The organism is Thalassobaculum sp. (assembly GCF_040219615.1).
GTDB lineage: Bacteria > Pseudomonadota > Alphaproteobacteria > Thalassobaculales > Thalassobaculaceae > Thalassobaculum_A.
On the sequence record NZ_JAVJSE010000010.1, the window covers coordinates 30229 to 54288 of the forward strand.

The following is a 24060-nucleotide window of genomic DNA, read 5'->3' on the forward strand; positions in this document are numbered from 1 at the left end:
CGTCCGTCCGCAACCCGGAGCCCGCCATGCCGATCGTCAACCGCATCGCCGAGTTCGCCCCCGAGATGGCGGAGTGGCGCCGGGACCTCCACGCTCATCCGGAGCTCGGCTTCAAGGAAGCCCGGACCAGCGACGTGGTGGCGGCCAAGCTCGCCGAGTGGGGAATCGAGGTGCATCGCGGGCTGGCCGGGACCGGCGTGGTCGGGGTGCTGAAATGCGGCAGCGCCGACCGCGCCATCGGTCTGCGCGCCGACATGGACGCGCTGCCGATCCGGGAACGGACCGGCAGGCCCTACGCCTCGACCAACGACGGGGTCATGCATGCCTGCGGCCATGACGGCCACACAACCATGCTGCTGGGCGCCGCCCGCTACCTGGCCGAGACGCGGAATTTCGACGGCACCGTGCGCTTCATCTTCCAGCCCGCCGAGGAGGGGATCGGCGGCGCCAAGAAGATGGTCGAGGACGGCCTGTTCCAGCAGTTCCCCTGCGAGCGTGTCTACGGCATGCACAACATGCCGGGCATCCCGCTCGGCGAGTTCGCGGTCGTCGAGGGACCGGTGATGGCCGCCGGCGACACCTTCGAGATCCGCATCCAGGGCCGCGGCAGCCACGCCGCCATGCCGCACCAGGGCATCGACCCGGTGGTGGTCGCGTCCAGCCTGGTGATCGCCCTGCAGACCATCACCAGCCGCAACATCAAGGCGCAGGACGCCCTGGTGGTGTCGGTCACCGAGTTCCATGCCGGCGAGACCTTCAACGTGATCCCGGACGGCGTGGTGCTGCGCGGCACCTGCCGGACCCTCGACCCGGACATCCACGCCTCGCTGCCGGACCGGTTCCAGCGCATCGTCGACGGGGTCTGCGCCACCTATGGGGCCAGCGCCGAGATCGACTACCGGCAGGTGTTCCCGGTCACCATGAACGCGGCCGAGCCGACCCGGGTCGCCCAGGACGCCGCGACCGCGGTCGCCGGCGCCAGCCGGGTCATGACGGACCGCCGGCCACTGATGGGCTCGGAGGATTTCGCCTACATGCTGAACGCGGTGCCGGGCTGCTACGTGTTCGCCGGCAACGGCGACAGCGCGGCGGTCCACCATCCCGAATACGACTTCAACGACGACCTGCTGGCGCACGGCGCCAGCTACTGGACGACCCTGGTCGAGCGCGAGCTGAAGCGCGCGTAAGGAGACTCACAATGCCGATCGTCAACCGCATCGCCGAGTTCGCCGACGAGATGACCGAGTGGCGTCGCGACCTGCACGCCCATCCGGAGCTCGGCTTCGAGGAGCACCGCACCAGCGACGTGGTCGCCGCCAAGCTGGCGGAGTGGGGGATCGAGGTGCATCGCGGCATCGCCGGCACCGGCATCGTCGGGGTGCTGAAGGCCGGCAGCGGCACCGGCACCATCGGCCTGCGCGCCGACATGGACGCGCTGCCGATCCTGGAGCGCGGCGAGGGCCCGCGCGACCACCGCTCGACCAATGACGGCGTGATGCACGCCTGCGGCCATGACGGCCACACCACCATGCTGCTGGGCGCCGCCAGGTACCTGGCGGAGACCAGGAATTTCGACGGCACCGTGAACTTCATCTTCCAGCCCGCCGAGGAGGGCAAGGGCGGCGGCGACCGGATGGTGAAGGAGGGGATGTTCGAGCGCTTCCCCTGCGACACGGTCTGGGGCATGCACAACATCCCCGGCATCCCGGTCGGCCACTTCGCGGTGTCGCCGGGCCCGATGATGGCGGCCCGCGACAACTTCATCATCAAGGTCCAGGGCCGCGGCAGCCACGGCGCCATGCCGCACCAGGGCATCGACCCGGTGGTGGTCGGGGCGCACCTGGTGATGGCCCTGCAGACCATCACCTCGCGCAACATCGAGGCGCAGGACGCGCTGGTGATCTCGGTCACCCAGTTCGAGGGCGGCAATGCCTTCAACGTGGTGCCGGACTCGGTCGAGCTGCGCGGCACCTGCCGGGTGTTCGACCCGCAGGTCCAGGCCAGCCTGCCGGAACGCATCGAGCGCATCGTGAACGGGGTGTGCGCCACCTTCGGGGCGACCGGGACGCTGGAGTACCTGAAGGGCTACCCGGCCACCATCAACGACCCGGCGCAGGCCGCGGTCGCCGCCGAGGTCGCCGAGGCCCTGGCCGGCAAGGAGCGGGTCGACCGCAACCCGAAGCCGATGATGGGGGCGGAGGACTTCTCCTACATGCTGAACGTGCGCCCGGGGGCGTATCTCTGGGCCGGCAACGGCGACACCGCCGGCGTCCACCATCCGGACTACGACTTCAACGACGAGCTGCTGCCTCACGGCGCCAGCTTCTGGGCCCGGCTGGTCGAGGACCGGCTGTCCCGGCCCTGACCGGGGAGGCGTCGTAGCGGGTCAGTTCCGCTCGAGCGGCACGCTCTGGAAGCTGAGCAGGATGAAGTCGCAGGTTCCGGCGCCCCGCTGGCTGTCGGTGAACGGCAGCAGCAGCCGGTGATAATTGCCGACCGAGCGCCGCTCCAGCTCGTAGGGGACGATGCTGAACACCGGCCGCCCGCTCTCCAGCACCTCGACGTAGCTCTGCAGGTAGATCCGGTTCAGGTCCGGCGGGAACACGTCGGGATCGCCGATATACTGACCGGTGAGGTCCTTGCCGCGAATGTCGGCGACCCGGGTTCCGTAGAGCCGGAACCGGAAGCGCGGCCCCGGGCGCTCGACCTCGACGACGGCGAGGTCGCGCAGCAGGTTCGGGATGTCCAGAGGATCGAACCGGCGATAGTCGACAGCGCCGTTCTCGCGCAGCGACAGCCAGTACCGCATGAGCTGGACCTTTTGCGGCGTGGTTTCGTGTTCCAGCCGCGCCAGCAATTCCTGCAGAACCTGCTCGACCGAACCGACTTCCTCGACCGTCCCGCCCTCCGGACGGACCCCCGGGGTCGAAATCATGCAAACTCCCCCTGCCGCTCGCGCTGGATCGCGCCAGTGCCACGCCCCCCGGAAGACATTAGGTCGTTATAATTAACGAATGGTTACCATCGTATGGGGGCCGGTCGCGCCCGCGAGGCCTCACATCGGTGTCAGGTCCGGCCTGTCGCCGACCCGGTGCGGCGCGTTGCGATGCTCGATCTCGAGCAGCAGGGCGGTGTGGTCGTAGCCGGTCACGCCGCGGTCGTACAGCGACTGGTACAGCGAGCGCGCCAGGCTCACGAACGGCAGGTCGAGGCCGCAGTCGTCGGCCGCCTCGATCACCGCGTTCAGGTCCTTGAGCATGTTGCGGACCTGGCCGCCCGGCAGCCAGTTGCGGTCCACGATGCGCTGGCCATGCTCCTGCAGGATCCGGCTCTCGGAGAAGCCGCCGCGCAGGGCCTCGCGCACCGACGCCGGGTCGGCACCGCCGGCGGCCGCCAGCAGCATCGCCTCGGACAGCGCGCCGACGCCGATCGCCACGATCACCTGGTTGCACAGCTTGGCGAGTTGCCCGGCGCCGTCCGGCCCGACCCGGGTCGGACGACCCATCGCGGCCAGCACCGGCGTGGCGTCGACGAAGGTGTCCTTCTCGCCGCCGACCATGATCGCCAGGCTGGCCTCGCTGGCGCCGCGGGTGCCACCGGACACCGGCGCGTCCAGGTGCCGCAGCCCGGTCGCCGCCAGACGCTCGGCGTGCTGCTTCTCGACCTTCGGCGGGATCGAGCTCATGTCGACGAAGATCGCCCCCGGCCGCATGGCGGCGGCGACGCCATGGCCGAACAGGACGTCCTCGACCGCATCGGCATTGGTCACGATGGCGCAGACCACGTCGGCGTCGGCGACCGCCTCGGCCGCGCTGTCGGCGACCCGCACCCCGTACTGCGCCAGATCCGCCGACTTCTCCGGGGATCTGTTCCAGGCGGTGACCGGCAGGTCGGCGCGGGCGATGTTCGTGGCCATGGGCGCGCCCATCAGGCCAGTGCCCAGGAAGGCAACGCGCGGCGACGGCATTCTCGGACCTCCGAGGGACCAGACGATCAGGCCGTCATGCTTCCGCGCAGGGCGTCGAACGCCTGCCGGAAGGCCACTGCCTTCCGGTGCACCGTAGCAGGAGCGTCGCCGGGTTTGTAGAGAGCCGATCCGAGACCGAAGCCGCGGGCGCCGGCAAGCCAGTACCCGGCCATGGTCTCCGGCCGGATGCCGCCGACCGGCAGCACCGCCACGCCGGCCGGCAGCACCGCCAGCATGGCCTTGAGCACGGCCGGCGGGGCCGCCTCGGCCGGGAACAGCTTCAGCGCGTCGGCACCGGCGGCGAGCGCCGCGAACCCCTCGGTCGGGGTCGCGAAGCCCGGAACCGCGAGCAGCCCCGCCCCCTTGGCCGCCCGGATCACCGTGGTATCGGCATGCGGCATCACGACCAGCCGGCCGCCGGCGGCCGCCACCCCGTCCACCGCCTCGGGCGTCAGCACGGTACCGGCCCCGACCAGGGCGCGGTCGCCGAGCGCCGCCGACAGCCGGGCGATGCTGTCCAGCGGCGACGGCGAGTTCAGCGGCACCTCGACGATCGCGAAGCCGGCGTCGACCAGGGTCTCGCCCACCGCCACCGCCTCCTCGGGGCGGATGCCGCGCAGGATCGCCACTAGCGGCAGGCGCTCCAACCAGGAATCAAGGGCGGTCATGATCCGCGCGCCTCCGTCGCATGCGTCGCCAGCCGGTGCAGGCCGCGCGCCGCGGCGTCGGACGGACCCTCGCGCGACGGTATGCCGAGCCGGGCGAGCGCCTCGGCGTAGAGCCGCACCAGCCCGGCCTCGCCGATCAGCACCACCGGGTCGCCACCGGCGGACGCACCCTCCGGGACCGCTGCCCGCAGCTCGTGGCCGATCACCAGCCCGGACAGGAACGCCCCCGACCGGGCCGGGTCGAGTTCCCCGAACAGGCCGGACGCCCGCACACCGAACAGGTGATGCAGCAGGCCGCCGGCCGCCCCGGACCGCTCGACCCCGGCCGCGAAGGCCGCGTCGTCCCACGCCGCGTGGTCGATGGTGCTGCCGAGGATGGTATGACGGCGCAGGGCATCGAACGCCTCGCCGGTCATGTAGGTGGCGAAGCCGGTGACCCGCCCGCCCTCGACCCGGGCCCATTTGGAGTGGCTGCCGGGCAGGCAGAGGGTCGCCCGGTCGACGCCGATCCGGTCGACCGCCCCCAGGATCTGGACCTCCTCGCCGCGCATCACGTCCGGGATACCGTCGGCGCTGCGGGTCGACAGCCCGGGCGCGACGAACACCCGGCGGCCGCGCGCCAGATCCAGCGGCACCAAGGCGCCGGCGAGGTCCGCGACCGCCGCCGGGCAGGCCAGGTAGGGCGCCTCCAGCCAGCCCTGGCGGCTGCCGATCATCCCCGACATCACCACCGGCACGTCCGGCGACGCGTCCAGCCAGTCGCCCACGAGCTGCTCGAGGGCGCCGTCGAAGTCGCCGTCGTCCACCGCGCGGATCCCGGCATCGGCCCGCCGCGCCGCCAGCACGCCGCCGCCGGCATCCAGCCGATAGGCCCGGAAGGACGTGGTACCCCAGTCGATTCCCAGCGATGCGACTTCCGCGACCTCGGCGACGGTCACGGGGCGGGATCCGCCTCGGCCGGGTCGGCCGCCGGCGGGATCGTCGGCTCGAGGCAGATCGTCCGCCACTCGGCATCGTGACGCTCGAACCAGGTGCGCACCGGGTTCACCAGCTCCGGTACCGAGCGCGGCGACGCGAAGGCGATCCACGCCAGGTAGCTGTAGACCACGATGTCGAGCCAGCCGATCTCGTCGCCGCCCAGATAGCGGTGCTCCTCGAGTTGCGGCTCGAGCCGGCCGAGCGAGAAGGCGAGATCGAGTTCCAGGCCCGGGCGCAGGGTCTCCAGTTCCTCGAAGCTCTTGCCGAACCGGGCCTCGCGGCTCTGCTTGTAGTAGTCCCGGTCCTCGGGCAGCAGGCGGCGCACGAAGTCGGCGCCGACCAGCGGGCCGATCCGGTGGCTGAACTCCCGCTCCAGATCGGCCCCGACGGCCGCCGCGTCGCCGCGCATCAGCGGCATGCCGTCGGGCACCATCGCGTCCAGGCGGGCGGCGATGGCGTCGGAACCGACCACCATCGCCCCGTCGATGGCCAGCACCGGGACCGTGCGGCTGCCGGTGATCTCAGCCAGCCGGTCGACATCGGCGAATCGCATCGCCCGGCGCTCGGCGTCGACACCCTTCAGCGCCAGCGCGATGCGGGTCCGCCAGCACACCGGGCTCGGGCACAGGCCCTCGAGACCCGCACGCTCGTACAGGATCGGCCGGCCGCTCATGGATCCACTCCCACCCGCACCAGCGCCTTGCCGGCGTTATTGCCCGACAGCAGGCGGACCAGCGCCGCGCCGGCGCCCTCCAGCCCGTCCGTCACGTCCTCGCGCCAGCGGAACGGCTCGGCGCGATGCCAGTCCGAGAGCCGGTCGATGATCGCCGCGTAGCGGTCGAAGTGGTCGAGAATCAGAAAGCCCTGCATCCTGGCGCGCTTGATCAGCAACTGGCGGTTCGGCCGCGGCCCCACCGGCAGCGGGAACGACGGCATGCCGATGGTACCGCAGATCGCGATCCTCGCGCCAACGTTGATACGCTCCAGCACCCGATCGAACTGCTCGGCACCGACATTGTCGAAGAAGCAGTCGACGCCGTCCGGGCAGGCCGCGTCGAGTGCCGCGCCGAGGTCCGGCGTCCCCTTGTAGTCGATCGCGGCATCGAAGCCGAACTCCTCCAGGCAGGCACGGACCTTGTCGGGGCCGCCCGCGACCCCGACCGTGCGGCAGCCGAGCCGTTTGGCGATCTGCCCGACCATCGATCCGACGGCACCGGCCGCGGTGGTCACCACCACGGTCTCGCCCGGCTTCGGGTCGCAGACCTCGACCAGCCCGACATGGGCGGTCGCCCCGTTGATGCCGAGCACCGAGACCGCCGTCGCGATCGGCGCCAGCGCCGGGTCGACCTTGCGGTCGATGTCGGACCCGTCGGACACCGCGTAGCGCCGCCAGCCCTGGCGGCCCTGCACGATGGTGCCGACCGGATAGGCGGGATGCCGCGACTCGACGACCTCGCCGACGGTGAACCCGGTCATCGGCGAGCCGAGCGGCACCGGCGTGGCGTAGTTGGCGGCCTCGGCGATCCAGCCGCGCATCGCCGGCTCCAGCGAAAGCCAGATCACGCGGATCAGGAACTGTCCGTCTCCCACGGACGGCATGCCCGCCGCTACCGGCTCGAACAGCCCGGCCGTCACCGACGGGTTCGGTCGCGCGCGCAGCACGACGTGCAGGTTTTCGTCAGCCATCGCCACCCCGGTCGAAGATCGTCCGGGCGGATCATAGCGCCGGGACGGCGGCAGGCCAGCGCCGCTTTCGCGCGCCGGTACGGGTCGGCTGCAGATCAATTGTCACAAAATCTCATCGTAAAAAAAATGCTCGACGAGCGTGTATTTCCTCCGCCAACCCGATGATATTCAATTGACAAAGCGATATGCTTTTCATGGTTTCCAAAATAATACATTCGGATAATCAGAAAAATACAGCGAAATACAATCGACATGAAGATCAATATCTGGCAAATTGGCCGCTGATCATAAGAATATCCACAATTCAATTTGACGGGAGAATTGGCATGAGCAGCAAGTGGAATGAGTTCCAGCCTTCGAAGTCGCTCTGGTTCTGGTCGTGCGCCGGCAGTGCGGTCGCCACCGTGATCGTGGGCTTCACGCTCGGCGGCTGGGTCGGCGGCGGAACCGCCGCCAAGATGGCGAGCGACGCCCGCAGCGAAGGGCGCATCCAGCTCGCGGCCGACGTCTGCGTTGCGCGTTTCAAGGGCAGCGACGGCTTCGCGATGCAGCTCGCCGACCTCAAGAAGGAGGACTCCTGGAAGCAGGACGACTTCGTCGCGGCCGGCGGCTGGGTGACCCTGGCCGGCCTGGACGACCCGGTTGCAGGTTCGGCCAAGCTCTGCGCCGAAATGCTCACGAAGATCGACGCGCCGACGGCGTTCGACGCGACGGCGAAGCCGGCCGCCAAGATCAGCGGCTGACGCCGGCACGCATACCGGTTTCGAGGGAGAGGTCCGGCCGGGCACGCCTTTTCGAGGCGGTCCGGCCGGTGCTCTGCCCGGCGCTGCGTCCGCGGAGCTTCCAGGCATATGATGACCTGAGAGCTTGAGAATGTATTCCGGTATGGCCTGCGCCGGCTTTCCGCGTCCGTCCGCCAGGAGGCCGGCGCAGCGCGATGCGGTGCATCGGGCAAGCCGGCCGACGCCGCGGACGGGCGCGGAAAGCCGGCCCTTCGGGTCGCGTCAGGAAGCCCGCCGACGGCGTCGCGACGTCTCGCCGATGCGCCGCATCGCCTTCGCCGCCGCTCCTGGCCGGCGGACTTCCTGACGCGACGCAAGCCATGCCGGAATACACTCTCAAGCTCTGAGGACCGGGAGTTTCGGTTCGCACGCCCCAGCTTGACGAAAATCCCCCCGCTTGCGAGGCTCGGCGCGACCTGTCGGTCCGCGCCCGCGGCTGCCGACGATCCGTTGCCAAGACACCTGCAATCAGGGGGAAACACCATGAAGCTGCTGCGCTATGGCCCGCGCGGCCAGGAGAAGCCGGGCGTCCTCGACGCCTCGGGCGCGATCCGCGACCTGTCGGGCGTGATTTCCGACCTCGATTCCGCGACCCTGGCCGGCGGCGGCCTCGCCAAGCTGAAGGGGGTCGACCCGGCCAGCCTCCCCAAGGTCGACGGCAGCCCGCGCATCGGCGCCTGCGTCGGCGGCATCGGCAAGGTGATCTGCATCGGCCTGAACTATTCCGACCACGCCGCCGAGACCGGGGCGGCGATCCCGAAGGAACCGATCGTCTTCCTGAAGGCGACCAGCGCCGTCCAGGGCCCGAACGACGACGTCCACATCCCGCGCACCTCGAAGAAGACCGACTGGGAGGTCGAGCTCGGGGTCATCATCGGCAAGACCGCGAAATACGTCTCCGAGGCCGACGCGCTGAGCCACGTCGCCGGCTACTGCGTGGCCAACGACGTCTCCGAGCGCGAGTTCCAGGCCGAGCGCGGCGGCCAGTGGACCAAGGGCAAGTCCTGCGACACCTTCGGCCCGATCGGCCCGTGGTTCGTCACCGCCGACGAGGTCGCCGACCCGCAGGACCTGGACATGTTCTGCGACGTCAACGGCAAGCGCATGCAGACCGGCAACACCAAGACCATGATCTTCCCGGTCAAGCACATCATCCACTACCTCAGCCAGATGATGTCGCTGCACCCGGGCGACGTGATCATGACCGGCACCCCGCCGGGCGTCGGCCTCGGCATCAAGCCGACGCCGGTGTTCCTGAAGCCGGGCGACGAGATGCATCTGGGCATCGCCGGCCTCGGCGAGCAGACCCAGAAGCTGGTCGCCGACTGACCGCCATGGCCGACCTGAACCTCAGCGTGGAGGCCTGCCTGCCGAAGGACCGGCAGGCGGCCACCCTGGTCGGCCGGGTCTGGCGGCCCGACGCCGACGGGCCATCGGTGGTGGCGATCCGCGGCGACGCGGTGGTCGACATCACCGCGACCGTCCCGACCGTCGCCGAGTTGGCCGGCCGGTCCGACGCCACTGCCGTGGTCCGGGAGGCCCGCGGCGAGACCATCGGCGACCTGGCCGCGATTCTGGGCAACTCGGCGCACGACCGCCTCGACCGGGGCGTGCCGTGGTTCCTGTGCCCGTCCGACCTGCAGGCCATCAAGGCCTGCGGGGTGACCTTCGCCGAGAGCATGCTGGAGCGGGTGATCGAGGAGAAGGCCAAGGGCGACGCCTCGGCCGCCGACACGATCCGCGGCGAGATCGTCGGCCAGATCGGCCTCGACCTGTCGAAGATCGTGCCCGGTTCCGACGAGGCCTTGCGCCTCAAGGCCGCGCTGGTCGAGCGGGGCATGTGGTCGCAATACCTCGAGGTCGGCATCGGCCCGGACGCCGAGGTGTTCACCAAGGCGCCGCCGATGGCGGGGGTCGGCATCGGCGCCCAGGTCGGCCTGCACCCGATCTCGTCCTGGAACAACCCGGAGCCCGAGGCGGTGCTGGTGATCGCCGCCGACGGCCGGATCGTCGGCGCCACCCTCGGCAACGACGTCAACCTGCGCGACGTCGAGGGCCGCAGCGCGCTGCTGCTCGGCAAGGCCAAGGACAACAACGGCTCGGCCGCCCTCGGCCCGTTCATCAGGCTGTTCGACGACGGCTTCGGCCTCGACGACGTGCGCGCCGCCGAGCTCGACCTCAGGGTCGAGGGCGAGGACGGCTTCGTGCTCGACGGTCACTCGTCGATGAAGCGGATCAGCCGCGACGTCGCCGACCTGGCCGCCCACGCCATCGGACCGCACCACCAGTATCCCGATGGCCTGGTGCTGATGACCGGCACCCTGTTCGCGCCGACCAAGGACCGCGGCAAGCCGGGCCAGGGCTTCACCCACGAGCTGGGCGACGTGGTGACCATCCGGTCGCCGCGCCTGGGCGCCCTGGTCAACCGGGTCGGCCGGGCCGACCGGATCCCGCCCTGGACCTTCGGCGCCGGTGCGCTGATGCGGAACCTGGCCGCCCGCGGCCTGCTCTGAGAGGAAGACTCCGAATGGTCGCCTACGACTTCACCGGCCGCAGCGCCATCATCACCGGCGGCGCGCGCGGCATCGGCCTCGCGATCGCCCAGCGCCTGACCGCCGCCGGCGCCTCGGTCAGCCTGTGGGACGCCGACGCCGCCAAGCTCGCGGAGACCAAGGCGGCGTTCGGCCTGCCGGACGAGCGGGTGCATACCGCGGTGGTCGATGTCACCGACGACAAGGCGGTCGACCGCGCCGCCGCCGAGGTCGAGCGCGAGTTCGGACGGATCGACGTGCTGGTCGCCTCGGCCGGGATCACCGGCCCGAACACCACGACCTGGGAATACCCGGTCGATGCCTGGCGGCGGGTGATCGACATCGACCTGACCGGGGTGTTCCTGTGCTGCCGGGCGGTGGTGCCCTACATGCGGTCGCGCAACTACGGGCGGATCGTCAACATCGCCTCGATCGCCGGCAAGGAGGGCAACCCCAAGGCCCCCGCCTACTCGGCCGCCAAGGCCGGCGTGATCGGCCTCACCAAGTCGCTCGGCAAGGAACTGGCCGACACCCCGATCACCGTGAACTGCGTCACGCCGGCGGCGGTCAAGACCGAGATCTTCGACCAGATGACCCCGGAGTTCACCCAGTTCATGCTGAGCAAGATCCCGATGGGCCGGTTCGGCCAGGTCGAGGAGATCGCCGCCATGGTGACCTGGCTGGCGTCCGAGGAGGCGAGCTTCTCGACCGGCGCGGTGTTCGACTGCTCGGGCGGCCGCGGGACCTACTGACCGGCGCTAGACCAGCCAGTCCTCGCTGAAGTCACTGCGGCCGATATACACTGTCACGCTGGTGTGCCGCGCCAGATTCGAGAAGTTCACGGTGCCCTCGTCTTCGTTGAAGATCACCGTGGCCGCCTGGCCGATGTAGACCGTGCTGATCCGATCGCCCTCGTCGGGATCGAAGTCCTCCCAGTGCACGGCGGTCCCGCCGAGCACCGGCTGCAGGATGTCGACGCCGTCACCGCCGTAGACCGTGCTGCCTGCCCCGCCGAAGACGGTTTCGTTGCCGCCGACAATGGTGTCGTTGCCGTCGCCGCCATAGACGGAGTCCGCGCCTGCGTCGGTGGCCCGCATGTCGATCAGGTCGTCACCGTTGCCGCCGTACAGCAGGTCGCTGCCGCGGTTTCCGAACAGCGTGTCGTCGCCGGCGCCGCCCGACAGGGTGTCCGCATCCTGCCCGCCGTAGAGGGTGTCGGCGCCGTCTCCGCCGGAGAGCAGGTCGGCCCCGTGATTGCCGTAGACAAGGTCGTTGCCGGCACCGCCGGACAGCGTGTCGACGCCCTCGCGCCACACCCCGTCGCTCCCGGCGGGGCCGTCGTTCTGGCCGCCGAACAGGGTGTCGTCGCCAGCCCCGCCGATGAGGAGATCCGCGTTGCGGTTGCCGTACAGCAGATCGCCGACGGTTCCCCCGGTCAGGGAATCCGCCCCGTCCTCGCCCTTGAGGGTCGCGCCGTCGGGATAGCCCGCCGCCGTCAGCGCATCGGCGGTATCGGCGCCGTTCTTGTACACCGGGCCCGAGCCGTCCCGGCCTTCGGCATCGCCGAATGTGACGAAGTGCGCCCATCCGCTGGCGAAGTGGCCGTCGGCAACGGCCTCGGCGACATCGGCGTAGCGCCCGAGGTAGGAGGCCTCGTTGTAGGACGCGGTGGTCCGCCCTTCGGACAGGCCGAACTGCAGAAAATGCTCGTAGGGATCGACGCCGGCAGCCGCCACGTCGAGGTTGCTGTCGAGGTACCAGGTCTCGTCGAACTGCGACGGTGCCGCCATGCCACAATGCCTTTCCACCACAACCGCCCGCACGGTTAACTTGGCGGCGGGACACTCGGTTGCGATCATCTGTAGCCGTCCAGGGTAAGGGCGGGACTGCCGGAGGAACATCGATGAACCACGTCGAGACACTCTGGCCCCTGGCCGCCGTGCTCGGCGAAGGGGCGCTGTGGAATCCGGCCGACGGCTGCGTCTGGTTCGTCGACATCAAGAATCCGACGGTGCACCGCTGGCGCTGGTCGGACGGCGCCCGGGCGAGTTGGCCGATGCCCGAGCGGGTCGGCTTCGTGGTGCCGCGGACCGGCGGCGGCTTCGTGCTCGGACTGAAGTCGGGGCTGGCGCGTTGGACGCCCGGGTCCGAGCCGGTGCCGTGGCTGGCGGTCGACGCCGACCGGCCCGGCAACCGGCTGAACGACGCCACCACCGACCCCGACGGCCGACTCTGGTTCGGCAGCATGGACGACGCCGAGACCGACCCGACCGGCCGGCTGTGGCTGCTGGACCCCGCCGGGCCGTCCGCCATCCCGCAGGACGGCCCCTATGTGGTGACCAACGGCCCGGCGGTCGCGCCCGACGGCCGAACCCTGTACCACACGGATACCCTCGGACGGACGGTCTGGGCGTTCGACCTCGCCGTCGGCGGCGCTTTGTCGAACCGCCGCGTGTTCGCCCGGTTCGGCGACGGTGACGGCTACCCCGACGGCATGGCGACCGACGCCGAGGGCGGGCTCTGGGTGTGCCACTGGGGCGGCGGGCGGGTCACCCGGTTCCGGCCCGACGGCAGCCGGGACCGCGCGATCGCCATCCCGGCGCCGCAGGTCACGAAATGCGCGTTCGCCGGCCCGGACCTCGACCGGCTGGTGGTAACGACGGCGGCGATCGGGCTCGACCGCGCGGCCCATCCGCAGGCCGGCGACCTGTTCCGGGTCGACCCCGGAATGCGCGGCTGGGTACCGCCGCCGGCACTGGCCCGGGCCGATCCTGCCACCGCCTGACGCCCCGCAACGAACGTGCTAGCGTCGGCGGTGCCGGGCAGACCGGCGGCGGCGCCCATGGAGAGGGACCGGATGAGCCAGGAAGCGGCTGTTCTGTTCGCCAACGAGGCGTTCTACCTCGCCTTCGCCCTCAAGGACATCAAGGGCATGGACGAGCTCTGGTCGCGGCACCTGCCGGTCACCTGCATCCATCCCGGCTGGCAGCCGCTGTTCGGCCGCGACGCGGTGATGGACAGCTGGATCGGCATCTTCGGCAACCCGGCCTCGCCGGCCATCGAGTGCCGGCAGCCCCGGGTCGTGCTCTACGGCGATTTCGCGCAGGTGTACTGCTACGAGGTCATCGAGGAAGGCACGCTGATCGCCTCCAACCTGTTCGCGCTCGACGCCCGCGGCTGGAAGCTGCTCCACCACCAGGCGTCGCCGGTGGCCGAGAAGCCGCAGTTCGACGAGCCGGCCCCGCAGCGCACCCGGTTGCAGTAGCGCTTTCGTGGCCCGCCGCAGCGCGACGGGTCCACAAGCCCCCGAAACGAAGACGGGGCGGATGGTTTCCCATCCGCCCCGCCGATCCGTGGACCGGTGTCAGGTCGAGATTACTTGCGGATCTCGATCTTCACCCGGCGGTTCTTGGCTTCCTTCACACCGTCCGGGGTGACCACCTTGTTCTGGGTCTCGCCGAAGGCCTGCAGGGTCATCGCCGGCGCGTTGGCACCGATCAGCGTGGTCAGTTCCTTGGCCACCGCCTCGGCACGGCGCTGCGACAGAGCCATGTTGTAGGCGGGCGAGCCGGAGCGGTCGGTGTAGCCGGACACAGTGACGGACTTCGCCGCCATGTCGTCGGCCGCGTTCGCCGCGTCGATCAGGGTCGACTGGGTCTCGGCGGTCAGGGCCGACTTGTCGAAGTCGAAGTACACCGTGAAGTTGGCGAAGGTGATCGACGGCTTCGGAGCCTCGGCCTTCGGCGTGGCGAACTGGGCCATCGCGGCGTCGAAGCGGTCCTTGCACCACTTGATGTCGGCCGGCTGGAAGTTCTCCTCCTGCTCCTGCATCCAGCAGTCGAAGCTGGCCTGGGCGCGGGCGGCGGCATCCGGCTTGGACTTGCCGAACCCGGCGGCCAGGGCCTCGGTCAGCTTGCGGCGGGCCTCGGCCAGTTCACCCTTGCTCGCGCCGGGGAGGTTCCTCGCGTCGAGCTCTTCCGGGCCCGGCGGGTTGCCGTTGGCCGACGCGATCGCCCGGTTGGCGAAGGTGTCGGAATCCATGTAGTCGCCCTCGGCGAACTCCATCTCCGCGAGGACGAGATATTCCTTGTAAAGCGCCGCGCTGAAGGCGTCGCCGGACGGCGACAGACCCTTGGCGTTCTGGACTTGGAAGCCCGCACACGCGCTCAACCCGAGCATCGCGGCGGCTGCCACCGCCAGCTTGGTGGCACCGATCATCCTGGTGAACATGCGCGTCTCCTTCTCGTGATCTGTCACGCCTCGTTTCTGAGACGGCAGGCCCCCGACATCCGATCGGGAACGCGAACCCCGCCTCCCGCCATGCCGCCCGGTCACGGGTCGGCGGCAAGACCGGCACTATGGCCTAATCGCAGGAAAAGTCCAATCCAGACAGCAACAAACACCGTGAATCGGCTGCCAAGTGTTTCGCGGATGTCACATCCGACATCGCAATCGAATGCCCTGACGCGAAACGACGGCGGCGTTCGACAATCGACCGTCGTGGAAGCGGGCTCCCGGAACGCGACCGGGATCGGATTCGTCCGGAACGGCAGCCGAACCGGCCGACTGGTCGGATTCCGACACGAAAATTGATCCAGCGCACGGCGCGACGGTCTGGTTTGATGGATTCCAGACTCGGCGCAGACCGGTCCTGGGAGGGAATCATGGCCAAGGCGAAAGCCGTTCGCGTGCGCGGCGGTGCCGTTCCGCCGGAAATCCGGGTGGTCCAGCCGGACGCCCCGTGGGCCTGGCTCGGCGCCGGGTGGCGCGACCTGTGGGCGGTTCCGCAGGTGAGCCTGGCCTACGGGCTGCTGTTCGCGGCGGTCAGCGGCATTCTGACCTGGAGCCTGTTCCGGCTCGACCTGCAATACCTGCTGATGCCGCTCGCCGCCGGATTCATGCTGGTCGGCCCGATGCTGGCGGTCGGCCTGTACGAGACCAGCCGCCGGCTCGCCGCCGGCGAGACGGTAGGCCTCGGCCACGCGCTGCTGGTCAAGACCCGGGCACCGGCCCAGCTGGCCTTCCTCGGCGCCCTGCTGATGATGATGCTGCTGGCCTGGATCCGGATCGCCCAGCTGGTCTATGCGCTGTTCTTCGGGCTTTCGGACTTCCCCGGCTTCGGAGATTCGGTCCAGCTGGTGTTCTTCACCCCCGAGGGCCTGGGAATGCTGGCGGCCGGCTCCGCGGTCGGCGGCGTGATCGCCGCCGGGGTGTTCGCGGTGTCGGCGTTCGCGGTGCCGCTGCTGATGGTGCGCGACATGGATGCGGTCAGCGCGATGATCGCCAGCGTGGCTGCGATGCGCGCCAATCCCTGGCCGATGCTGGTGTGGGCGTGGCTGATCGTGGTGCTTACCGGGGTCGGCATCGTCACCCTCTATGTCGGCCTGATCATCACATTCCCGCTGCTCGGCCACGCCTCCTGGCATGCCTATCGCCATGTGATCGAGGGGGTAGAGCCGGGCGACGCATAGCCCGGACCGGCCCCACGGCTCTGCCGGTTTGACCTTTGGACGCCGCGGACGCGATCATGGGCCCGTGACCGACCGGAATGGAGACACAGCGCCCATGGGCGTCCGATCGACAGCCGGGAACAGGCCGTGGGCCGCGATACTCGTGCTGGCCGCATTCCTGCCGTCCGCCGCGGGCGCCCAGGAGCCGGATCCGGCGGCCGTGGTCGAGGCCTTCCACACGGCCCGGGCGAACGCACGGGTCTGGGTCGAGGACGGCCCGGAGCCCGCCCTCAGCGCCGCCGGCCGGGCGGTACGGCAGGCCCTGCAGGACGCCGACCGGGAAGGCCTCTCGCCGGCGGACTACGACTTTCCGGCCGCCGCCACGCCGCAGGCCCTCGACCGTGCGGTCACGGCCGCGCTGCTCGCCTATCTCACCGACCTGCAGGCCGGCCGGATCGCGCCGCGGAAGGCCGACCCCGACCTGTTCGTGTACCGGCGCGAGGTCGACGGCGAGCGCCTGCTGCAGACCGTCGCCGATGCGTCCGACCCGGCGCGCACCCTGGCCGACCTGGCACCGGCGAATCCGGTTTACCGGCGGCTGCGCCGGCTGCTGCTGGAGTATCGCGGGCTCGTCGAGACCAGCGGCTGGGGCACGCTGCCCGGCGGTGAGCCCCTGAAGCCCGGCATGACCGACGCGCGCGTCGGCATGGTCCGGCGGCGGCTGGCGGCGACCGGCGACCTCACGATGCCGGCCGACCCGACCGACCGCTACGACGAAACCCTCGAGGTCGCGGTCCGCGCCTTCCAGCGCCGCCACGGCCTGGATGCCGACGGGGCGATCGGCAAGCGGACGGTGGCGGCCCTCAACGTCCCGGTCGAGCAGCGGGTCCGGCAGATCGAGCTGAACATGGAGCGTTTCCGGTGGATGCCGGACGAGTTCGGCGACGACCACGTGTTCGTGAATCTCGCCGGATTCGAGCTCGACTACGTCAGGCAGGGCGTCACCCGGCTGTCGATGCGCGTGGTGGTCGGCCGGCAGTACCGCGAGACCCCGGTGTTCAGCGACCGGATCCGCTACATGGAATTCAATCCCACCTGGACGGTGCCGCCGAAGATCGCGATCCAGGACCTGCTGCCGAAGATCCGCAAGGACCCCGGCTTCCTGTCGGCCGGCGGCTACGAGGTCTATGCCGGCTGGTCCGACGATGCGCCGCAGATGGCCGCCGGGTCGATCGACTGGACGGCCTTCGGCAAGGACCGCTTCCCCTTTCGGCTGCGCCAGACCCCGGGCAAGAAGAACGCCCTCGGCCGGGTGAAGTTCATGTTTCCCAACCGGTTCGACATCTACCTGCACGACACGCCCGCGCGCGAGCACTTCCGCCGCTCGGTTCGGACCTACAGCTCCGGCTGCATACGCCTGGAAAAGCCGCTGGCGCTGGCCGAGGCCCTGCTGCGGGGCGACAGGCAGGATCCGGCGCAGGTTGACGACATCATCGGCGCCGGGCAAACCACGCGGGTGAGCCTGGCGACGCCGATACCCGTCCACCTGACCTATCTGACCGCTTGGATCGGCGAGGGCGGAACGGTAGAGTTCCGCGAAGACGTCTATGGGCGGGACGCCCTGCTCGCCGAGGCACTTGGGTCCTGAACCTCAACGTTCCGGTTAAGAGGAGTTCGTAGATGACCGTCGATCATCCACCTGCCGGAGCGCCCGCATGATCTCCCGTCGCTCGGCCATCTTCGGACTCGGCGCCGCCGCCCTGGCCACGTGGGCCGGCGGCAGCGCCCAGGCGCAGCCACGGATGCCGGCCACCCTCGTGGAGCGCCGGCTGAACCTGCGGCACCTGCACACCGGCGAGACGCTCGACGTCGTCTACCAGCGCAACGGGCGCTATCTGCCGGCGGCGCGGAAGGCCCTGAACAGGTTCCTGCGCGACCACCGCGACAACTCGGTACACGCGATCGACGCCGGCCTGTTCGACTTCCTGCACGAGTTGAAGACGGAACTCGGGATTCCCGGCCGGATCGACATCGTCTGCGGCTACCGGTCGCCGCGCTCCAACGAGATCCTGCGCGCCAAGAGCTCCGGCGTCGCCAAGCGCAGCCTCCACCTGCAGGGCATGGCGGTCGACATCCGGGTGCCGGGTATGCGGGTCGCGACCATCGCCGAGGCGGCGCTGGACCTGCGGCGGGGCGGGGTCGGCAAGTACACCCGGTCGAACTTCGTGCATATCGATACCGGGCAGTTCCGGACCTGGGGCGCCTGACGCGCCCGCCGGCGAGACAGACGGCCGCCCCACCTGCTATGACGCCTCAGGGCTTCACTCTCGCGGACCGCGTCATGCCGAAGATCACGCCGGCCACAATCGTCAAGCTGCTGATCGTCTCGTTCTTCGTCGGCTGGGGCCTGTCGGTCCTCGATCTCACGCCGATGGAGCTGTTGCGCGGCATGTTCGACCGCTTCGACGCCGTGCTGAACTGGGTCAGCCGGTCGATGGGCGATATCGTGTCCTACGTGCTGATCGGCGCCATGATCGTGGTGCCGATCTGGGCCATCCTGTATCTGATCGAATGGTCGCGGCAGCGCGGCCGTTGAGGATCAGCGGCGTTCTTCGTCGTTGAGGCGGTCGTCATGGGCGTCGTGCAGGGCCCGCCAGGCGGCGCCGTCGAGATCCTCGAACTGCCCGGTGCGCAGCGCCCACAGGAAGCAGGCCAGGCCGAACCCGCCGAGCAGCAGGGCGGCGGGGATCAGGTAGACGAGCGCGACCATCTCGGCCTCCGTTCGGTTCAGCGTCCGCGCTGGACGCGCAGCGCGTTGCCGGTGACCGCCAGCGACGACGCCGACATCACCACCGCGGCGATCAGCGGCGTGACCAGCCCGGCCACCGCCAGGGGCACCGCCACCAGGTTGTAGGCCAACGCCAATCCGACATTCTGCCGGACCAGCATGTCGGCCCGGCGGGCGACGTCGAGCGCCTCCAGCACCGGCGCCAGGGAGTCGCCGCGGAACACCAGGTCGGCGGCGGTCTGGCTGACGTCGGCGGCGGTCGCCGGCGACAGCGACACGAAGGCGGCGGCCAAGGCCGGCGCGTCGTTCAGGCCGTCGCCGACCATCGCGACCCTGCGGCCCTCGGCGGCCAGCCGCTCCAGCACCGCGATCTTGTCGCCCGGCAGGCACTCGGCCCGGCGCTCGTCGATGCCGATCCGGTCGGCCAGGTCGTCGACCACCGCCCGGCCGTCGCCGGACAGCAGCACCACCCGCAGGCCGCGGGCCTGCAGCCCCGCCACCACCTCGGCGGCGTCCGGCCTCGGCGCATCGACGAAGCGCAGCCGCACGGCCGGGGCATCGCCGCGCCGCAGCCAGATCTCCGGCCCGGCGTGCGGGGTTGCGGCCGTCGCCCCGCCGACCCAGTCGCGACGACCGAGCCGCACCCGGACGCCCGACAGTACCGCCTCCAGGCCGCATCCCGGCTCCTCGCGGACGTCATCGGCCGCCGGTCCGTCACCGGCGGCGGCGGCCAGCGCCCGGGCCAGAGGATGGGTGCTGCGGCGCGCGAGCGCGGCGGCGACCGCGAGCACCTCCCCGGAATCGCCAACGCAATCCGCGTCGTCGATGCCCTCGAGCCGCGGCCGCCCGAGGGTCAGGGTCCCGGTCTTGTCGAACACCACGGTATCGGCCCGCGCCAGCCGCTCCAGGGCATCGCCGCTCTTCACGTAGGCGCCGCGCTTCAGCAGCCGGCCGACCGCGCCGACCTGCACCGCCGGCACCGCCAGCCCGAGCGCGCACGGGCAGGTCACGATCAGCACCGCCACCGATATCATCAGGGCGTGCCGCCAGTCGGCACCGCCGAGCGCCATCCAGCCGGCGAAGGCGGCGAGCGCCAGGGCATGGATCACCGGCGCATAGATCCGCGAGATCCGGTCGGCCAGCCGCACGTAGCGGGCCTTGGCCTGGCCGGCCCGGTCCATCATCGCGGCGATCTCGGCCAGCAGGGTTCCGCTGCCGGCGGCCGCGGTCTCGACCTCGATCGGCGCCGTCAGGTTCACGGTCCCGGCGTGCACGACCGTCCCGGGCGCCACCGGCTGCGGCAGGCTCTCCCCGGTCACCAGGGCGGCGTCCACGTCGGACCGGCCGGCCGCGACCCGACCGTCGACCGGCACCGTCTCGCCGACCGCCACCGCCACCAGGTCGCCCGGGCGCACCGCGTCGATCGCCCGCACCTCGGTCCGGCGGTCCCTGCCGATCACCACGGCGCTGACCGCCCGCAGGGCCAGCAGGTTCTGGGCGGCGGCAAACGCCCGGCCGCGCAGCGAGCGGTCCAGGAATCGTCCGATCAGCAGGAAGAACAGCAGCCCGAGGGCGGCGTCGAAAAACACATGCGGTCCGTTGCGCGTGGTCTCCAGCAGGCTCATTCCGGTCGCCAGCGACACCCCGATGGCGATCGGCACGTCCATGTTGGTGGTGCCGGACCGCAGCGCCGCCAGCGCCGAGCCGAAGAACGGCCGGCCGGCGTAGACGATCGCCGGCAAGGCGATCAACGCCGACACCCAGTGCAGGAAGGCGCGGGTTCCGGGCCCCATGTCCTGGGCCAGCCCGGCCCAGACCGCGACCGAGACCAGCATGACGTTGGCGAAGGCGAAGCCGGCGACGGCCAGCGCCCGCAGCAGGCCACGCCCGACCTCGTCGACCTCGCGGCCGCCGAGCCGGGCGGCGTCGTAGGCGGCGATGCGATGGCCCAGGCCGTCGAGCGCGCCAAGTATCCGGTCGAGGTCGAGCCGGGCCGGATCCCATTCCAGGTGGATGCGGCGCTGGCCGGCATTGACGCGGGCCGCCAGCATGCCGTCCAGGCGGCCGAGGACGCCCTCGATCGACGGCACGCAGGACGGGCAGTCCAGGGTCTCGACCACGGCGTCCAGGCGCGCCGTCCCATCGTCGCCGACGACGACGTAGGCGCGCGGGTCGGCACCGGTCCCTGCCCGGCTCGCCGGCGCCGCCAGGCCGCCGATCGAGCAGCAGCCGGCGTCGATCGCGGTCGGGTCGAGGGAGGCCTGCAGCGCCATCGCGGATCCCCGTCAGCGGACCGTGGTCACGGTGTCGATGCGATAGACCGTGCCGTCCGGGCGCGCGGCGACCAGCTTCAGCCCCCAGTCGCCGGCGCCCGGCAGGACGACGGTACCGACGTAGCGGCCGCCGCCGGCCTCGGCGAAGGCGAGGCTGCGGTCGGCGGCTTCCAGGACCGGATGGAGGGCATCGCCCGACAGAGTCAGGCCGGTCAGCGGCCGACCGTCGCGGTCGCGCAGGGTCAGGGTCAGCTCCAGCCGGCGGTCCTCGCCGGCGCCGGACCGCTCGGCCCGGGCATCGATGCCGACTGACCAGCCGAGCGCCTTCTGGGCGGCATCCCGCTCCAGCGTGCGGTTCCAGGACAGGCCGGTCCGGTAGCTGTCGTGGTCGGTCAGGCCGGTCCAGCTGTCGAGCGCCAGATGCACGAAGGTGATGTTGACGGCGATCACGACGCCGAAGAACCCCAGCATCGCGAACAGGACGTGCCGGCCGGTGATGCGAAAGCCGCCGGAGCCGGGTTCGGTGAGCATGGTCATTTCTCCGGTCCCCTGAATATCGATGAACTGCGGGCGACCCGGCGGCCCCCCTCCTCGGTCACCACAACGGTGATGTCCGTGACGTCGGACGCCAGCGCGTCGGCGGGAACCGCGACGAACACCCGGAAGGCGGCGAGCCGGTCGGACCCGACCTCGACCCCGTCGGCCGCACCGGGTTCCTGCCCGACGATCGACACCGTGTGCGGCGGCAGCCCCTTGAAGGAGATGTCGAAGCGGGCGTCGATATGCTCCTTGTTCAGGATCTTGACGGTGTAGCCGTTGCGGATCGAGCCGTCGGCCAGCTGGACGAACAGCGGATTGCGGTCGTGCTGGACGTTGACGTCCAGGGTCGCGCGGGTGGTCAGGGCGACCAGCATCACCAGCCCGACCAGGACGATCAGCGCGGCGTACAGCACGGTCCGCGGCCGCAGCCACCGGACACGGGTCGGTTCGCCGCGCTTGCGGCGGTCGTGGTTGATGAGGGTGTCGTAGGCGATCAGGCCCTTGGGCCGGCCGATCTTGACCATGACGTCGTCGCAGGCATCGATGCACAGCGCGCAGGCGATGCACTCGAGCTGCTGGCCGTCGCGAATGTCGATGCCCATCGGGCAGACCGCCACGCATTGCCGGCAGTCGATGCAGTCGGCGCGGGTCGACCAGTCCTGGCCCTTGCGGAACGGCATCCGCGGCTCGCCGCGGTCGTCCTTGTAGGAGACGATCAGCGAGTCCTCGTCCTGCATGGCCGCCTGGATGCGCGGCCACGGGCACATGTAGGTGCAGACCTGCTCGCGCATCAGCCCGCCGAGCGCGTAGGTGGTGAAGGTCAGCACGCCGATGGTGATGTAGGCCACCGGCAGGGCCTGCAGGGTGACCAGGTCCCGCAGCAGGGTCGGGGCATCGGCGAAGTAGAACACCCAGGCGCCGCCGGTCGCCATCGCGATCAGCAGCCAGATACCATGCTTGGCCGTGCGCTTGGCGAGCTTGCCGGCCGACATCGGCGCCTTGTCGAGGCGGATGCGCTCGGCCCGGTCGCCCTCGACCAGCCGCTCGACCATGATGAACAGGTCGGTCCAGACGGTCTGCGGGCAGGCATAGCCGCACCACACCCGGCCGGCCAGCGCGGTGATCAGGAACAGGCCGAACGACGCCAGGATCAGCAGGCCGGTGAGGTAGTAGACCTCCTGCGGCCAGATCTCGATGAAGAAGAAGTAGCACCGGCGGGCCGGGAAGTCGATCAGCACCGCCTGGTCCGGCAGGTTGGCCCCGCGGTCCCAGCGGATCCAGGGGGTGAGGTAGTAGACGGCGAGGGCAATGGCCATCACCGCCCACTTCAGGCGACGGAACGTGCCATGGGCGAGCTTCGGGTAGATCGGCTCCCGGCCCTTGTAGAGCGGGCGGTTCTCCTTCCGGTTAACCGCGGCGACGTCGGACCGCTCGACGGAATCACCGCCGACCTCCGCCGCCTTCGCCAGCTCCACCAGGTTCATGGCACGTTCCTCACAGGCCTGACGCTACCGCCCGCCGCTCACTGCCCGCCGCCGAGGGCGTGGACGTAGACGGCGAGCTGCTTGAGCGTCGCCTCGTCGAGCTTCAGGCCCCAGGCCGGCATGATGCCGAAACGGGCATTCACGACGGTCTCGGTCAACGCCGCCCGATCGCCGCCGTAGAGCCAGATCGAGTCGGTCAGGTTCGGGGCCCCGAGCTCGGGATTTCCCCTGGCGTTCTCGCCGTGGCAGGCCGCGCATTGCTCGACGAACACCGTCTTGCCGGCCTCGACCCGTGCGGCGTCGTGGTCCTGGCCGGAGATCGACAGGACGTATTCCACCACATCGGCGATCTGGCCGCGCTCGAGCAGGCCGTCCTTGCCGAACTTCGGCATCTCGGACCAGCGGGCATCCGGATCGTCGTCGTTGCGGATGCCGTGGGCGATCGTGAACAGGATCTCCTCCGGCTTGCCGCCCCACAGCCACGCGTCGTCGTTCAGGTTCGGGTAGCCCTTGGAGCCGGCGGCCCCCAGGCCGTGGCACTGCGAGCAGTTGACCGCGAAGGCGGAGCGGCCGCCGGCCATGGCGAAATCGCGGAGCTGCGGATCGGCCTGGATCTCGGTCACCGACGCTCCCTTGATCCGGTCGAGCCACTGCGCCTGGTCGGCCTTCGCCGCGGCCAGTTCCTCGATCAGGATCTCGCGCTGCGAGTGCCCGAGCAGGCCCTTGGTATAGCTGGACACCAGCGGCCAGGCCGGCATCACGATCCAGTAGCCGACCGACCACAGGCAGCAGGCGTAGAACACCCACAGCCACCAGCGCGGCAACGGGTTGTCCAGTTCCTTGATGCCGTCCCACTCGTGGCCGGTGGTGTCGACCCCGCTGACGGGGTCTTTGTCAGCGACGTGCGCCATCG

Annotated in this window: 25 protein-coding genes; 12 read left to right on the top strand and 13 right to left on the bottom strand. The window is 70.4% G+C overall.

Translation table 11 applies throughout. The annotated features are described in order from the left end of the window. Positions 1-26 precede the first annotated feature (26 nt). Both RIC31_RS04855 and RIC31_RS04860 read left to right on the top strand, forming a co-directional pair. A complete protein-coding gene (locus RIC31_RS04855; protein WP_350103678.1) occupies positions 27-1187 on the top strand; it encodes a M20 aminoacylase family protein in 1161 nt (386 codons plus the stop codon). An 11-nt stretch (positions 1188-1198) separates the two neighbouring features. Continuing rightward, positions 1199-2365 (top strand): M20 aminoacylase family protein, encoded by a 1167-nt coding sequence (locus tag RIC31_RS04860; protein WP_350103680.1) that lies wholly within the window; start codon positions 1199-1201, stop codon positions 2363-2365. Positions 2366-2386: 21 nt separating this feature from the next. Here RIC31_RS04860 and RIC31_RS04865 read toward each other — a convergent pair whose 3' ends face one another. The 6 genes from RIC31_RS04865 to RIC31_RS04890 form a co-directional block, all read right to left on the bottom strand. Next, the gene (locus RIC31_RS04865) at positions 2387-2935 is read right to left on the bottom strand and encodes a PAS domain-containing protein (protein ID WP_350103682.1); all 549 of its coding nucleotides are present in this window, start codon (positions 2933-2935) and stop codon (positions 2387-2389) included. A 120-nt stretch (positions 2936-3055) separates the two neighbouring features. Further along, on the bottom strand, positions 3056-3967 hold the full coding sequence (locus RIC31_RS04870; protein WP_350103684.1) for an NAD(P)-dependent oxidoreductase: 912 nt from the start codon (positions 3965-3967) through the stop codon (positions 3056-3058). Between the two features lie 26 nt (positions 3968-3993). Next, complete coding sequence (locus RIC31_RS04875; protein ID WP_350103686.1) at positions 3994-4635, bottom strand: 2-dehydro-3-deoxy-6-phosphogalactonate aldolase; 642 nt, start codon at positions 4633-4635, stop codon at positions 3994-3996. Further along, a complete protein-coding gene (locus RIC31_RS04880) occupies positions 4632-5573 on the bottom strand; it encodes a 2-dehydro-3-deoxygalactonokinase (RefSeq protein ID WP_350103691.1) in 942 nt (313 codons plus the stop codon). Before RIC31_RS04880 ends, RIC31_RS04875 begins: the two co-directional genes overlap by 4 nt. Then, a complete protein-coding gene (locus RIC31_RS04885) occupies positions 5570-6286 on the bottom strand; it encodes a glutathione S-transferase N-terminal domain-containing protein (protein WP_350103693.1) in 717 nt (238 codons plus the stop codon). Before RIC31_RS04885 ends, RIC31_RS04880 begins: the two co-directional genes overlap by 4 nt. Beyond that, complete coding sequence (locus RIC31_RS04890) at positions 6283-7299, bottom strand: NADP-dependent oxidoreductase (protein WP_350103695.1); 1017 nt, start codon at positions 7297-7299, stop codon at positions 6283-6285. Before RIC31_RS04890 ends, RIC31_RS04885 begins: the two co-directional genes overlap by 4 nt. 326 nt (positions 7300-7625) lie before the next feature. Between RIC31_RS04890 and RIC31_RS04895 the strand changes: the two genes are divergently transcribed. The 4 genes from RIC31_RS04895 to RIC31_RS04910 all read left to right on the top strand — a co-directional run bounded on the left by RIC31_RS04895 (position 7626) and on the right by RIC31_RS04910 (position 11364). After that, positions 7626-8042, top strand: a complete 417-nt coding sequence (locus tag RIC31_RS04895) for a hypothetical protein (RefSeq protein ID WP_350103697.1) — start codon at positions 7626-7628, stop codon at positions 8040-8042. Positions 8043-8564: 522 nt separating this feature from the next. Beyond that, positions 8565-9410 carry a fumarylacetoacetate hydrolase family protein gene (locus RIC31_RS04900; RefSeq protein ID WP_350103700.1) on the top strand — a complete coding sequence of 282 codons (846 nt, stop codon included), beginning with the start codon at positions 8565-8567 and terminating at the stop codon, positions 9408-9410. Between the two features lie 5 nt (positions 9411-9415). Further along, positions 9416-10594 (top strand): fumarylacetoacetate hydrolase family protein, encoded by a 1179-nt coding sequence (locus tag RIC31_RS04905; RefSeq protein ID WP_350103702.1) that lies wholly within the window; start codon positions 9416-9418, stop codon positions 10592-10594. 14 nt (positions 10595-10608) lie between these two features. Next, a complete protein-coding gene (locus RIC31_RS04910) occupies positions 10609-11364 on the top strand; it encodes an SDR family NAD(P)-dependent oxidoreductase (RefSeq protein ID WP_350103705.1) in 756 nt (251 codons plus the stop codon). 6 nt (positions 11365-11370) lie between these two features. Here the strand turns inward: RIC31_RS04910 and RIC31_RS04915 are convergent, their stop codons facing one another. Then, positions 11371-12402: a calcium-binding protein gene (locus RIC31_RS04915; protein ID WP_350103708.1), complete on the bottom strand. Its 1032-nt coding sequence runs from the start codon at positions 12400-12402 to the stop codon at positions 11371-11373. Between the two features lie 113 nt (positions 12403-12515). On the opposite strand from RIC31_RS04915, the gene RIC31_RS04920 reads away from it, so the two are divergent. Both RIC31_RS04920 and RIC31_RS04925 read left to right on the top strand, forming a co-directional pair. After that, entirely contained in the window at positions 12516-13397 is an 882-nt protein-coding gene (locus RIC31_RS04920; RefSeq protein WP_350103710.1) for an SMP-30/gluconolactonase/LRE family protein, read from the top strand. Positions 13398-13469: 72 nt separating this feature from the next. Continuing rightward, positions 13470-13877, top strand: a complete 408-nt coding sequence (locus RIC31_RS04925; RefSeq protein WP_350103714.1) for a nuclear transport factor 2 family protein — start codon at positions 13470-13472, stop codon at positions 13875-13877. A 110-nt stretch (positions 13878-13987) separates the two neighbouring features. Here RIC31_RS04925 and RIC31_RS04930 read toward each other — a convergent pair whose 3' ends face one another. Then, the gene (locus RIC31_RS04930; protein ID WP_350103716.1) at positions 13988-14842 is read right to left on the bottom strand and encodes an OmpA family protein; all 855 of its coding nucleotides are present in this window, start codon (positions 14840-14842) and stop codon (positions 13988-13990) included. 434 nt (positions 14843-15276) lie between these two features. On the opposite strand from RIC31_RS04930, the gene RIC31_RS04935 reads away from it, so the two are divergent. The 4 genes from RIC31_RS04935 (at position 15277) to RIC31_RS04950 (ending at position 18658) form a co-directional block, all read left to right on the top strand. After that, on the top strand, positions 15277-16083 hold the full coding sequence (locus tag RIC31_RS04935) for a DUF2189 domain-containing protein (RefSeq protein WP_350103719.1): 807 nt from the start codon (positions 15277-15279) through the stop codon (positions 16081-16083). Positions 16084-16225: 142 nt separating this feature from the next. Further along, complete coding sequence (locus tag RIC31_RS04940; protein WP_350103722.1) at positions 16226-17710, top strand: L,D-transpeptidase family protein; 1485 nt, start codon at positions 16226-16228, stop codon at positions 17708-17710. 67 nt (positions 17711-17777) lie between these two features. Then, entirely contained in the window at positions 17778-18329 is a 552-nt protein-coding gene (mepK, locus tag RIC31_RS04945) for a peptidoglycan L,D-endopeptidase MepK (RefSeq protein ID WP_350103724.1), read from the top strand. Between the two features lie 74 nt (positions 18330-18403). After that, positions 18404-18658: a DUF6460 domain-containing protein gene (locus RIC31_RS04950; RefSeq protein WP_350103726.1), complete on the top strand. Its 255-nt coding sequence runs from the start codon at positions 18404-18406 to the stop codon at positions 18656-18658. A gap of 3 nt (positions 18659-18661) precedes the next feature. Here RIC31_RS04950 and ccoS read toward each other — a convergent pair whose 3' ends face one another. The 5 genes from ccoS to ccoP are packed head-to-tail and all read right to left on the bottom strand — an operon-like array spanning position 18662 to position 24058. Next, entirely contained in the window at positions 18662-18832 is a 171-nt protein-coding gene (ccoS, locus tag RIC31_RS04955; protein ID WP_350103728.1) for a cbb3-type cytochrome oxidase assembly protein CcoS, read from the bottom strand. Positions 18833-18849: 17 nt separating this feature from the next. Then, on the bottom strand, positions 18850-21123 hold the full coding sequence (locus tag RIC31_RS04960; RefSeq protein WP_350103729.1) for a heavy metal translocating P-type ATPase: 2274 nt from the start codon (positions 21121-21123) through the stop codon (positions 18850-18852). Positions 21124-21135: 12 nt separating this feature from the next. Then, a complete protein-coding gene (locus RIC31_RS04965; protein ID WP_350103732.1) occupies positions 21136-21654 on the bottom strand; it encodes a FixH family protein in 519 nt (172 codons plus the stop codon). Positions 21655-21656: 2 nt separating this feature from the next. Further along, positions 21657-23147 carry a cytochrome c oxidase accessory protein CcoG gene (gene ccoG, locus RIC31_RS04970; RefSeq protein ID WP_350103736.1) on the bottom strand — a complete coding sequence of 497 codons (1491 nt, stop codon included), beginning with the start codon at positions 23145-23147 and terminating at the stop codon, positions 21657-21659. A gap of 38 nt (positions 23148-23185) precedes the next feature. Further along, positions 23186-24058: a cytochrome-c oxidase, cbb3-type subunit III gene (ccoP, locus tag RIC31_RS04975; protein WP_350103738.1), complete on the bottom strand. Its 873-nt coding sequence runs from the start codon at positions 24056-24058 to the stop codon at positions 23186-23188. Positions 24059-24060: the final 2 nt, after the last annotated feature.

Bases quoted from the DNA above. Each gene is read 5' to 3' on its own strand.
- RIC31_RS04855 (WP_350103678.1), top strand. From the start codon at position 27: ATGCCGATCGTCAACCGCATCGCCGAGTTCGCCCCCGAGATGGCGGAG.
- RIC31_RS04860 (WP_350103680.1), top strand. From the start codon at position 1,199: ATGCCGATCGTCAACCGCATCGCCGAGTTCGCCGACGAGATGACCGAG.
- RIC31_RS04865 (WP_350103682.1), bottom strand. From the start codon at position 2,935: ATGATTTCGACCCCGGGGGTCCGTCCGGAGGGCGGGACGGTCGAGGAA.
- RIC31_RS04870 (WP_350103684.1), bottom strand. From the start codon at position 3,967: ATGCCGTCGCCGCGCGTTGCCTTCCTGGGCACTGGCCTGATGGGCGCG.
- RIC31_RS04875 (WP_350103686.1), bottom strand. From the start codon at position 4,635: ATGACCGCCCTTGATTCCTGGTTGGAGCGCCTGCCGCTAGTGGCGATC.
- RIC31_RS04885 (WP_350103693.1), bottom strand. From the start codon at position 6,286: ATGAGCGGCCGGCCGATCCTGTACGAGCGTGCGGGTCTCGAGGGCCTG.
- RIC31_RS04890 (WP_350103695.1), bottom strand. From the start codon at position 7,299: ATGGCTGACGAAAACCTGCACGTCGTGCTGCGCGCGCGACCGAACCCG.
- RIC31_RS04895 (WP_350103697.1), top strand. From the start codon at position 7,626: ATGAGCAGCAAGTGGAATGAGTTCCAGCCTTCGAAGTCGCTCTGGTTC.
- RIC31_RS04900 (WP_350103700.1), top strand. From the start codon at position 8,565: ATGAAGCTGCTGCGCTATGGCCCGCGCGGCCAGGAGAAGCCGGGCGTC.
- RIC31_RS04905 (WP_350103702.1), top strand. From the start codon at position 9,416: ATGGCCGACCTGAACCTCAGCGTGGAGGCCTGCCTGCCGAAGGACCGG.
- RIC31_RS04910 (WP_350103705.1), top strand. From the start codon at position 10,609: ATGGTCGCCTACGACTTCACCGGCCGCAGCGCCATCATCACCGGCGGC.
- RIC31_RS04915 (WP_350103708.1), bottom strand. From the start codon at position 12,402: ATGGCGGCACCGTCGCAGTTCGACGAGACCTGGTACCTCGACAGCAAC.
- RIC31_RS04920 (WP_350103710.1), top strand. From the start codon at position 12,516: ATGAACCACGTCGAGACACTCTGGCCCCTGGCCGCCGTGCTCGGCGAA.
- RIC31_RS04925 (WP_350103714.1), top strand. From the start codon at position 13,470: ATGAGCCAGGAAGCGGCTGTTCTGTTCGCCAACGAGGCGTTCTACCTC.
- RIC31_RS04930 (WP_350103716.1), bottom strand. From the start codon at position 14,842: ATGTTCACCAGGATGATCGGTGCCACCAAGCTGGCGGTGGCAGCCGCC.
- RIC31_RS04935 (WP_350103719.1), top strand. From the start codon at position 15,277: ATGGCCAAGGCGAAAGCCGTTCGCGTGCGCGGCGGTGCCGTTCCGCCG.
- mepK (WP_350103724.1), top strand. From the start codon at position 17,778: ATGATCTCCCGTCGCTCGGCCATCTTCGGACTCGGCGCCGCCGCCCTG.
- RIC31_RS04950 (WP_350103726.1), top strand. From the start codon at position 18,404: ATGCCGAAGATCACGCCGGCCACAATCGTCAAGCTGCTGATCGTCTCG.
- ccoS (WP_350103728.1), bottom strand. From the start codon at position 18,832: ATGGTCGCGCTCGTCTACCTGATCCCCGCCGCCCTGCTGCTCGGCGGG.
- RIC31_RS04960 (WP_350103729.1), bottom strand. From the start codon at position 21,123: ATGGCGCTGCAGGCCTCCCTCGACCCGACCGCGATCGACGCCGGCTGC.
- RIC31_RS04965 (WP_350103732.1), bottom strand. From the start codon at position 21,654: ATGCTCACCGAACCCGGCTCCGGCGGCTTTCGCATCACCGGCCGGCAC.
- ccoG (WP_350103736.1), bottom strand. From the start codon at position 23,147: ATGAACCTGGTGGAGCTGGCGAAGGCGGCGGAGGTCGGCGGTGATTCC.
- ccoP (WP_350103738.1), bottom strand. From the start codon at position 24,058: ATGGCGCACGTCGCTGACAAAGACCCCGTCAGCGGGGTCGACACCACC.